Below are 11,398 nucleotides of genomic sequence, written 5' to 3'. Positions count from 1 at the left end.
AATATGATTTTAATTCCGTTTGTTATTCCGGTTAGGATGTCTTCAAGGGATGTGTCAAATGCTATTGTCGCAATACTCAATATGCTTGAATATTCGCATTTTGGATTTTCTGCTGATTCATTACATGCATTTTCGTGACTTATCATTACTCCTTTAGGATTACCTGTTGATCCTGAAGTGTAAATCATATATGCCAAATCATCAGGGGTTATTTCAACATTTGGATTGGCAACATTTTCTTCCATTATTAATTCATTGATGTCCAATGTGTTTTTAGTTGTTTTATCGGTAGTGATTATATAGTCTGCCTCACTATTTTCATAGATATATTTTATTCTTTCTGCAGGATATTCCAAATCTATTGGTATGAATGTGCATCCTGCCTTAAATATTCCAATGATAGTTGCTATGAGGTTGCTGGTTCTTGGAAGCATTACCAAAACATTATTTCCAGGTGTGACACCTTTTTTTATCAATGAATTGGCTATCCTATTACTTTTTTCATTTAATTGCTTGTAAGTTAATGTAGCATCACTTGCAACAAGAGCAATATCGTCAGGTTTTTCAGCGACCTGTCTTTCAAAGCGTCCGTGTAAGAAAGGATTATCGATAGGGTCAAATGTAGGTATTCCTTTATCTTCACTCAATTCTATTTCACCAATAGATAATTTTTCAATATCCGCTTCAATTAATTGATTTATTACATTAACAATACAATTTAAGAAGGTTTCTATGTAATCTTCACTATACAACTGGTCATTATATTGGATAAACAATTCAAGATTGTCTTTGGTTTCATTAACATCCAAAGATATTTTATAATTGACTTCAAGTGAATTCAAATACTTGACTTTATAAACTTCATCGTCAATTTCAATTTCTTCAGCATCAAGATTGTTGTATGCATAGAAAAACTCAGGTTTTAATTTAAACTCTTCGGAAATTTTAGTATAAGGATAATCTGAATGACTAATGGTTTCCATCCAAAGATCATTTATGGATTTCAAATATTCTTTAATTGTTAAAGTTCTATCATCATTTATTGAGACAATAGGAAGTGTTTTAACAAGCAATGTTTGTGTATTGCTATATAATGAGTTTGATCTTCCATTGAAAATGGTTGTAATCAGTGTTTTATCAGTGAATGTGTACTTATTGAGGTTTAACATTGTTGTTGCCATGAACAAAACATTTGGAGTTATTTTATTTGCGTTACAGAATTCACTAATCAAATCTGGATTAATATTTTTGGAAATTGATTTTAAAATTCCGTCTTCAAAGTTTCCATTCAAATTAGGGGTCAAAACAGTTGAATCAACTTCCTGGGACAGTTTGTTCTGGAAGAATTTTCTGGATGATTCATATTTTTCACTGTTTTCATTTTCGGTTTCAATCAGGCTGTTAATGTAACCATCAATTTCCTCTTTTTCAATTTCAATTCCCTGATAAGCATTAGCAATGTTTGTGAATAACTTATCTAAAGATTCTCCATCAGAAATTATGTGGTGAACATCGGAGAATAAAATTGTTTCAGTAGGAGTTGTATAAATTTTAAATCTGAATAATTGGTCATTATGCAAATCAAATGGTTTTAGATTTTCCTTTTCAAGTTCATCGTCTGAAATATCTTCAACACTAACAATCGGAATATTATCGATAGCTATTGAATCGTCACGTTTTAGCATCACTTTACTTTTTTCTAGAACAATTCTGGTTTTAAGATATGGATATGTTTCAATTGTCTTAATAATGGCCTCTTTTAATCTATCGGCATCAATTTCACTGCTAAATCTTATGACTGACGGAAGATTATATTGTGCAACATCTCCACTTTGAATACATTCATAATAGATTCCCATTTGATTTTCTGTTAATGGATAATACTCTGTATCATGGGATAATTCAATAATGCTGTCTAAATCAAGTAAATCATTATTTTCAATTTCATTTGCAATGTTTTTTATTGTAGGGTCATTCAATAAAGCAATGATATCTAAATTAATACCCATTTCATCATAAATCTTTGCATTTAATTTCATCAGTGTTAATGAGGTAAATCCAATAGCATATAAATCATCAGTAGTACCGAACTCTTTTGTTTGGCTGATGGATGAAGCTAGTTCATGCAATCTTATTTCTGTTTCTGTTTCTGGAAGTGTTAATGTTAATCTTAATTGTGGTTCAGGTAGTTTTTTCAAGTCTGTTTTACCGTTTGGTGTTTGTGGCATCTCATCAAGTTGCATAAATACTGTTGGAACCATATAACGGGTTAATTTGTCTTTTAAATACTCCTTTAAATCATTGCTATCAATCTCTTCATCAGCAGTGTAATAAGCACATAAATGGTCATTATTGTTAATCTCTTTAATTACAACAACAGCTTGTTTTATATTAGGATATTGACTAATGTTTGTTTCAATTTCACCAATTTCTATCCTTAAACCTCTTAATTTAATTTGATTATCTATTCTTCCTTTGATGTCAATCTCACCATTCGGAAGTTCAATTGCATAATCTCCACTTCTGTAATATGGAATGTCGTTGATGGTCAGGAAAACCTCTTTGGTTTTTTCAGGCATGTTATAGTATCCTTTACCTACACCGGTACCGCCGATGTATAATTCGCCCATTACTCCGTTTGGCACTAGTTTGCCATCAATATCACGAACATCAGTTATATAATTGTCTAAAGGAAATCCTACAGTTATATCATTAATGTCAGTCACTTCTTTGTTGTTTGAGGTAATTGTTGTCTCGGTTGGTCCGTAACTGTTGTATACAATCGCATCAGAGTATTTTCTAAAGTCTTCGTATACTTTGGTTGAAAATTGTTCTCCCCCAAGGAATAAACATTTCAAACAGCTTATGGCTTTACAGAATTCTTCCACTTCAAGGTGTGAAGCCATTCTGGATGGGGTAAAATCAGCCACTTCCGGTTTATGTTCGTTTATTAATTCGGTTAGTTTAGGTATGTTTTTGATTTGGATATCATCTGCAAATATCAGTTTGATTCCATTTGCAAGTGCTGTAAATATGTCATCCATAGCTACGTCAAAAGAAATTGTTGTAATACATAATAAGCTTTTGTATTGTGATTTTGGATTTTGCACTTCGTTACAGATGTTTTCGTGTGAGATCATTACTCCTTTTGGATTTCCTGTTGAACCTGATGTATAAATCATGTATGCCAAATCATCAGGGGTAATCTCAACATCAGGGTTTTCGGTATTTGCTTCTTTAAGTAGTTCCTTAATGTTTAATGAATTTTCTTTATCTTCATCTGAAATTATGTAGTCTGCTTGGCTGTTTTCGTATATGTAGTTGATTCTGTCCTTTGGGTATTCCAAATCGATTGGGATGTATGTGCATCCTGCTTTCAATATACCTAATATTGATGCTATTAAATCGCTGTTTCTGTGAAGCATTACCAGAACATTGCTTTTTGGTTTGACATCTTTTTTGATTAATGCATTAGCAATCTTGTTTGCTTTTTGATTAAGTTCATCTGCAGTGAATGTTGCATCTTCGGCTACAAGAGCAATGTTGTCAGGGTTTGCTTTAACCTGCTCTTCAAAGCGTTTGTGAAATAAAGGCATTTCAACTTCAGTGAACTCAATATTTTCTTTTTCACTTACAAGAGCAATATCTTCAATGTTTGTTTTCTCGATATCAATATTAACAAATTGGTTTATAATATTTTCAATGCTTAACAGGAATAAATTGATGAACTCTTCTGTATATAATTCACTATTGTAAAATAATGATAATAAAACAGTTTTGTCACTTTCAACAATACTTAAATAATTTGAATAATCAATGTCTGATTTTAAATCTTCATTGAAACTATAATAAAATTCAGGCTTTAAAAGAAGGTCATCTTCATTAATATATTCATCAAATTCTAAAGTTTCACTATAGATTTCATGAATATTTTCAAGAAATTCCTTAATGGAAATTTTCCTGTTTTCAAATTTAGCGGCGAATGGAACATTATTTTCATTGAAAATTAAAGTTTCATTAGAAAAATTGAATTTATTCAGGGTTAATGTTAAACTTGCCAATAAAAGTTCGTTAATAGAAATTGAATTGGAATTTATAAATTCAACTAGATTTTCTTTTTTAATTTCATATTCTGATTTACTAATTATACGTTGTTCTTGTTCTCCACTTTTATTTGGGGAGATTAAAGTTGATTCATCAAAATCAGCATACATTTTTGATAAGTGTTCATTGATGGAATTAAATTCTTTGCTCATAAATATCAAACCTATTTAATTATATATACTTTTTTTAACATTTATTTGTAACTGTCAGTTATCTCTTGATTTCGTTTTTCAATCCAGTCATCTTTTGGAGCATTAAATAATTGAATAGATGTAAATGATTCTGATGTCTATGTGGTATAGACATTGTAATGTCCATGTTTTGGTTATTCTATTGTCAAAACGTTCTTTTCAATGCTATCAACTCAAGATTTTTCGATTTCAATATGATTAAATAATAAAAGTAAAATATATTATATATAATATTGGATTAAATCTCCCTAAATTAAAATTGCTATAATAAATATTCAAAAGTTTGAAAAATAGCTGAACGATGTTAATACTTAATATTTATTTGAATTTTTTTATTAATTTCATTGAATTATCATTTGATGAATAAAATTGAAATGAGGAATAAACATGGCAGAAACAATGAAAGCTTGGAGAATTAATGAATTAGGAAAACCTCCTGTATTGGAAGAAGTACCTATACCAGAACCAGGATTTGGCGAAATCTTAATTAAAATGAAAGGTGCCGGAATGTGCAGAACAGACCTTGAAGTCATCGATGAAGGTTTTATTACAGTTCCATTTGAAGGACCATTTACATTTGGTCACGAAAACGCAGGAACTGTTGCAAAACTGGGACCTGGTGTGGACACTGTTGAAGTTGGACAAAATGTTATTGTAGACACCTTGCATGCATGCGGTAAATGCCAGTACTGTCTTTCAGGCCGTGACAACTTCTGTGAAGTTGCAAGTGCACGTGGTCTTAAAGAAGATGGAGGAATGGCAGAATATATGATTGCTGATGCAAGAGAAGTTGCACCTTTAGGAGACCTTGATCCTACAGAATATGTAGCATTAGCTGATGCAGGTTTATCACCATATGGAGCTGTACAAACTGCAAAACCATTTATTCCAAATAATGGTACTGCTGTGGTTATTGGTGTAGGTGGACTTGGATTCTACTGTTGTCAATATTTGGCTTTAACAACTTCCGCCCGTATTATTGTAGTTAACAGATCAGCTGATAAAATGGCTAAAATGACAGATTTCGGTGCTGATGAATTAGTTGTTTTAGATGATAATGCATATGATAAAATCATGGAATTGACTGATGGTAAAGGTGTAGATGCAGTATTTGACTTTGTAGGTAGAGATAACTCTTTACAACTTGCTGCACAAATTACCAAAGGATTAGGTCTTATTTCTATTTTAGGTCTTGGTGGAGGAACACTCCCTGTAAGCTGGACTACCGTTAAACCTGGTGTTATGGTAAGATTAACTCAAGGTGGAACTATCACAGACCTTTATGAGATTATGGATCTGGCAAAAGCTGGAAAAATAACAGTTCAAGCTCAAAAATATCCATTCAGTAAAGTTCTAGAAGCGCTTGATGACTTAAGAAATGGTAGAGTTGAAGGCAGGGCCGTTATTACATTTGAAGAATTTGATGAATAATTATAAAAGGACTTTTATGTCCTTTTTTTATTTTTTGCGTTATTTGATAAAAATTGTTAGTATAAGAACTATTTCATGTGTTTGTCATGGTTTTGCATGTAATTTTTCTCTAAACTTGTTTTCTACAATTTTTACATTTTCATACTCTATAACTTTAATTTTTAATTAGATTAATCATTGAAATTTTCATTTAAATTTGTTCAAAATATTTACAATTAATATATTTTAAATGGACAAAATTTACAAAAAATTAATATAAAAGTTAAATGATATATTTTTATATAAATAAAGGAGTTCAGTATTTATGAATAATGATGAAATGTTGGCCCGTTTTGGAATTTCTTCAAGATTGGCTTATGGTCTAATTTTTCAAAGTATATAGGATAAACTATAAGGTTGCTAACTTTGCAATATTGATATCTCTTATTTCAGGCGTTATTGTATTGATATTCAATATTATGGGTGGATTGCCTTGGTTTGTTGCCATTAAATACATTGTTATTCCTGTTACAATTGCTTTGACTTACTTTGAAAGAGTTCAAAGGGGTAAATACGATTTCAGCGTATAAAACTGTCTAAAATTCAACGGATGAAAATCTGGATTTAATTTAAAGGCATTATTTGGACTTCCCATTCTATGTGGGAGTTCAAATTACTTCAAAAAACTGATTTTTACAATATATTATATATTGAATTTTAATAAAACTTAATAATAGTTAATAATGTGAGTAATTAATATGAAGTTGGAAAATTATCAATATGAGACAGGTGATGGCAATATTATTAATTATTATGAATGGGATAATGATAATCCTTTACTGCTAGTAATTCATGCCCAAGGCACAAATGCAGAGAATTATTCGAATGTAGTAAAAGATTTGTCTAAAAAATTTCATTTGATTTTAGTGGATTGCTATGGACATGGAAAAAGTTCTCATAACAAGGAAAAATATAATATAGTTAGTTTAGGTGAGGATTTGATTGATTTTATCAAATCTAAGACTGATGATAAAATATCAATATTGGGCCATTCTTCTGGGGGTCTCATATCTTGCTATATAGCTTCAGTTTCTGACGTTTGTGATAATTTAATATTGGAAGACCCACCACTGTTTTCAAGCTGTGGCGAGAAAAGATTTGATTATTACAACTTTAATGATTTGTCAACGGTTTGCCATAATTTCATCAATCAGGATGAAGAGTCTGATTTTGTGTATTACTACTTCATGAACCAATACGCCTGGAATTTTTTTCCTGAAAACAAAAGGGAAAAGATTAGGGCAAAATCTGGAGAATCTGCATTAAAATATAGAAAAAAACATCCGGATAAACCCTTAAAAGTTCGATTTTGGCCAAAAAAATTTTTGCAAGCTTTTCAAGGATTGAATGAATATGATCCCTACTTTGGAGAAAATTTCTACAATGACTCATTCAATTGTAACATTGATTATAGGAATCTGCTTTCAAACATAGAATGCAAAACATTGTTCATGAAAGCCAATACCATAATAGGTGAGGGTAACATTATTCAGGGTGCTCTAACAGATGAGGACTTGGAACTGGTAATCAGCTTAATTAAAAATATAGACGTAGAATATTTTGACTGTGGACATGGTATTCATGTGGACAAGAAAAAAGACTTTGTAAAAAGTGTAATTAAAACTTTGGAAGAATAAGTTAAAGAGTTCACTCCTTTTTATATGTTTTTCACGAATTGTTCGTGTATTTTTTCTATATTGAACTTCCTCGACCTGTAGCGGTAGGCTATTCTTGCACATAATAGAAAACTTTCCCGTAATCATCCCGCATAATAAACTGCAAGGTTTTTACGGTAGACTCAGCCCTACCGAAGGTTTCTTGTTATGTGGGGAATGAAAGGCAATGCAAAAATTGACATGCCCTTCACCATTTACTCCAAGTCAAGTTTCAATATAATCTATATGCATCATATCCGGCTAACAGACCGTAAAGGGCTGAAATTAGATATTGAATCGTTTTGTCTAAATGGAAATATATGGATAATGCTCCGATTATAATTGCTATTATGAAAAAAATCAAGCCTCTGATTTTATATCCTTCTATGGCTTGACCTAAACCTGGAATAACAAACGAAAGAATTCCATTTACTAATGCATCCGTTTCCACATTATCACCTTCATAGTTATTGTTATATACTTTTTAGGCATGACTAAATAAATGTTTTGTTTGTAATGTCTAAAAATAATTTTATGTAATTCTCAAGTTATATTGGGTTTTAGGTGAAAATCGTAAGTATGTAAACTATTTCATATTTAATGATTTTTTGTATTTTTACTCAATTTTTTTCACAAGTTTTAGAACATCTAGGCGGAATTTTAAATTGTGGTGCCATTATTTTTTACAAACTTTATTTAGAAAAAACGACATATAATCAATTACATTAAAATTATTTGCATGTTATAATAGGTACTAATAATGAATGATTTATATTGGTGAAAAATTCATGAAATTTAAAAAATTAAATAACAATGAAAAATTGCCTTTTGTAAGTTTCGGAGTTTATGAAATTGAACCTGAAAGTACAAAAGATGCAGTTATTAATGCTTTAGAAAGAGGTTATTCCGCTATAGATGGCGCACAGGTATATTATAATGAAAAACAGGTGGGTGATGCAGTAAAAGAATCTGGAATTCCTAGGGAAGAAATCTTTTTAACCAGCAAAAATTGGGTTAGCAATTCAGGATATGACAAAACAATAAAAGCCGTTAATAAAACCTTGGAAGATTTACAAACTGATTATCTTGATTTGATGCTTATTCATCAACCGTTTGGAGATTATTATGGGTCATATAGGGCCTTACAGGATTTGCAAAAAGAAGGAATATTACTGTCTATAGGTGTTTCAAATTTTGATTCAGCTCGTTTGGTTGATCTTGTAATGAATTTTGACATAGTCCCTCAAGTCAATCAGGTTGAAACATCACCATATTTCCAACAGTATGGAGCAAATGAATTCATGAATAAATTAGGGGTAGCCCATCAAAGTTGGGGGCCGCTTTCTGAGGGATGCGGTAATCTGTTTAAAAATCCTATTCTTTTGGAAATTGCAGAAAAATATGAAAAAAGCACTCCGCAGATAATATTCAGATGGTTGGTTGACAGAGATATTCCATTTTCATGCAGATCTGTTAAAACAAAAAGAATGGAAGAAAATATTGATATTTTTGATTTTAAATTAAACAAAAAGGATATGGAAAAAATCAAAGAATTGGATTTAGGTAAAAGTCCTTTCAATGATTATAATGATCCTGAAACTGCAGAAGAGTTTAATTCTGAGATTATTTAATCTCATATTCTTTTTTTTTATTAGATAATTATTTAACAAAAATTTATTTCCGTTGAAATTTTTAAATATTGGAAAAATTATTTGGAATAATTTAGCTAATATAAGCTATGGTTTCTTCATCAATTTCATCTTTAGCTAGTTTGGAAACTGAATTTAAAAAAACTAATTTTGTAATTTATATTTTTTAATAAAAATTGCTGTGGTAATAATCGTTGCAATAACTGAAATTATATTGGCAGTCATTGCAGGCAGTCTTAAACCTTCTGGAGCCTGCAGGATATATCCAAATGCAATTAAAGTACACACGATTGCAGGTGCTAATGCAATGATGTATTGTTTTTCTTTTTTTATCAGATATGCTGCTGCAGAAAACAGTACTATTGTAGCTATTATTAATTGAGACCAAGCAAAATATCTCCAAATCAGACTGAAGTCAACGAATGTTAATCCATATGATACTAAAAACAACGGAATTGCAAGTTTTAACCTTGAAGTTAATTTTTCACTGTCAATATTAAGTTGATCGGTAATTGTTATTCTTGAACTTCTAAGTGCGGTATCTCCTGATGTGATTGGGCAAATAACAACTCCAATGATGGTTAAAGCTAAGCCGATAGGTCCCACTAATTTTACTGCCATTTCATAGACGGCAACAGCAGGGGTTGCACCATAAATTACTGCAAGTTGAGGCTGGCCGTGGAAAAATGCCATTGCAATGGCAGCCCAGCAAAGAGCAATCAAACCTTCTACAACCATAGCTCCGAAAAACACGGGTCTCGCATCATTTTCATTTTCCATACATCTTGCAACGATTGGAGATTGGGATGCATGAAAACCGGAAATAGCACCACAGGCGATAGTAACAAATAAGTATGGGAAAATACTTTTGTCAGTTAAATATAATCCCTGTGTTGTAAATTCAGGAATGGAGTATGCCGGATTTATGATTAAGCCTCCAATCATTAAGACGGCCATAATCATTAATAATGCGCCAAAAATAGGATATACTCTTCCAATAATTTTATCAACCGGGAATACAGTTGCAATCAAAAAATAAATGAATATTATTATTACACAAATGAGCACAGGGATATTTGTCAAGCTGTTGATTAAATCTGCAGCTCCTTTTGCAAATGTGGCTGCAACAAGGATTCCCGTGATTACCACGAGAACTGCAATAATTGTTTCTAATCTTTTTCCTAAATACTTTGAAACAATATTGGGCATGGTCAATCCGTCATTTCGCATGGACATGAATCCTGAGAAGAAATCATGAACTCCTCCAATGAAAATTGTACCTAGGGTAATCCATATAAATGCTGCCGGACCAAATAATGCTCCTTGTATAGCTCCAAAAATAGGTCCTAATCCTGCAATATTTAAAAAATGAATTAAAAAATTCTTGAATTTAGACATTGGAATATAGTCAACACCATCTTCCAATTTATATGCGGGGGTTTCTTGGGTTTCATCAACGCCCGCAGCTTTTTCAATCACTTTTCCATAAATAAAATACGATGCAATCAAGGTTAAACAACAAATAATAAAGCTATACATTAATTATAACTTTATTAATTTAATTTATAAATAACTTTCTTATTTTTAATTAATGCCATTATTTCAGTTGAAAATTCCACGGCAACGTTCAGACTTAATCGCGTAGTTTTAAAATTCCTTTCGCGCTGACTATTTTATCAATTCCTGAGTTTTTAATCATTCTAAAGCATATTGGGCAAGGTTCCGCATCGTCTATTTCCACCCAGGTGTCCTCATCATACTTTTCTCCAGCCAGATAAATGGTTGAGCCAAGCATTTCATTTCTGCTTGCACTGATCATGGCATTCTGTTCGGCATGTACTGAAAAACAGTCATTGTAGTTGCCTGAATTGGATGGAAGGTTCATTCTTTGACAATTTCCCCTATCGCAGCAGTTTTCCTCTCCTCTTGGATTACCGTTGTATCCTGTACTGACTATTTCGTCGTTGTTAACTATTACTGCACCGTAGCGTCTTTTTAAACATGTACTTCTTTTTGACACGGCTAGAGCAATTGCAAGATAATATTCGTTTTTGCTCATACGATTTGCATTGTTTTCATTTACGGTTTTTTCATCTGGCATGTCTTTATCTCCTTTCCTTTAGAATAACTATTTAATGTTAAATTAATTATTTTATATTTGAATTGATGAAATCATTTATAATTTCAACCAACTGTTCCTTGTTATTATTATTGATGTTAATGTTAATTAAATTGAGTGGAATGTTTTTATTTTCTTCAAAAAATTAAATTTTTTTCATTGATTTTTCATGGTTAATTGATAGTATACGAACTGTTTTGCATGCTTTTA

At 31.3% G+C, this 11,398-nt stretch carries 8 protein-coding genes; 4 read left to right on the top strand and 4 right to left on the bottom strand.

Annotation, left to right across the window (positions count from 1 at the left end; all coding sequences use genetic code 11):
• A partial coding sequence (locus ACJMLH_RS03800) for an amino acid adenylation domain-containing protein (RefSeq protein WP_405274878.1) occupies window positions 1-4,256 on the bottom strand: 4,256 nt, incomplete at its 3' end.
• Window positions 4,257-4,682: 426 nt separating this feature from the next.
• On the opposite strand from ACJMLH_RS03800, the gene ACJMLH_RS03795 reads away from it, so the two are divergent.
• The 3 genes from ACJMLH_RS03795 to ACJMLH_RS03785 all read left to right on the top strand — a co-directional run bounded on the left by ACJMLH_RS03795 (window position 4,683) and on the right by ACJMLH_RS03785 (window position 7,402).
• The gene (locus tag ACJMLH_RS03795; protein WP_303739416.1) at window positions 4,683-5,726 is read left to right on the top strand and encodes an NAD(P)-dependent alcohol dehydrogenase; all 1,044 of its coding nucleotides are present in this window, start codon (window positions 4,683-4,685) and stop codon (window positions 5,724-5,726) included.
• 413 nt (window positions 5,727-6,139) lie between these two features.
• Window positions 6,140-6,295 (top strand): hypothetical protein, encoded by a 156-nt coding sequence (locus ACJMLH_RS03790; RefSeq protein WP_405274875.1) that lies wholly within the window; start codon window positions 6,140-6,142, stop codon window positions 6,293-6,295.
• Window positions 6,296-6,463: 168 nt separating this feature from the next.
• Entirely contained in the window at window positions 6,464-7,402 is a 939-nt protein-coding gene (locus ACJMLH_RS03785; RefSeq protein WP_405274873.1) for an alpha/beta hydrolase, read from the top strand.
• 250 nt (window positions 7,403-7,652) lie between these two features.
• Here the strand turns inward: ACJMLH_RS03785 and ACJMLH_RS03780 are convergent, their stop codons facing one another.
• Window positions 7,653-7,871 (bottom strand): hypothetical protein, encoded by a 219-nt coding sequence (locus tag ACJMLH_RS03780; RefSeq protein ID WP_405274871.1) that lies wholly within the window; start codon window positions 7,869-7,871, stop codon window positions 7,653-7,655.
• Window positions 7,872-8,208: 337 nt separating this feature from the next.
• On the opposite strand from ACJMLH_RS03780, the gene ACJMLH_RS03775 reads away from it, so the two are divergent.
• On the top strand, window positions 8,209-9,051 hold the full coding sequence (locus ACJMLH_RS03775) for an aldo/keto reductase (RefSeq protein WP_405274869.1): 843 nt from the start codon (window positions 8,209-8,211) through the stop codon (window positions 9,049-9,051).
• 162 nt (window positions 9,052-9,213) lie between these two features.
• On the opposite strand, the gene ACJMLH_RS03770 is transcribed toward ACJMLH_RS03775, so the two are convergent.
• Complete coding sequence (locus ACJMLH_RS03770) at window positions 9,214-10,608, bottom strand: carbon starvation protein A (protein ID WP_405274867.1); 1,395 nt, start codon at window positions 10,606-10,608, stop codon at window positions 9,214-9,216.
• A gap of 94 nt (window positions 10,609-10,702) precedes the next feature.
• Entirely contained in the window at window positions 10,703-11,170 is a 468-nt protein-coding gene (locus ACJMLH_RS03765; RefSeq protein WP_405274865.1) for a deoxycytidylate deaminase, read from the bottom strand.
• Between the last annotated feature and the right edge of the window lie 228 nt (window positions 11,171-11,398).

Origin of the sequence: Methanobrevibacter sp. (assembly GCF_045116495.1) — an archaeon.
Classification (GTDB): Archaea; Methanobacteriota; Methanobacteria; order Methanobacteriales; family Methanobacteriaceae; genus Methanocatella.
Note: the sequence above shows the minus strand (reverse complement) of the source record. Positions and strands in the feature narration are given on the sequence as shown.

Bases quoted from the DNA above. Each gene is read 5' to 3' on its own strand.
- ACJMLH_RS03795 (WP_303739416.1), top strand. From the start codon at position 4,683: ATGGCAGAAACAATGAAAGCTTGGAGAATTAATGAATTAGGAAAACCT.
- ACJMLH_RS03785 (WP_405274873.1), top strand. From the start codon at position 6,464: ATGAAGTTGGAAAATTATCAATATGAGACAGGTGATGGCAATATTATT.
- ACJMLH_RS03775 (WP_405274869.1), top strand. From the start codon at position 8,209: ATGAAATTTAAAAAATTAAATAACAATGAAAAATTGCCTTTTGTAAGT.
- ACJMLH_RS03770 (WP_405274867.1), bottom strand. From the start codon at position 10,608: ATGTATAGCTTTATTATTTGTTGTTTAACCTTGATTGCATCGTATTTT.
- ACJMLH_RS03765 (WP_405274865.1), bottom strand. From the start codon at position 11,170: ATGCCAGATGAAAAAACCGTAAATGAAAACAATGCAAATCGTATGAGC.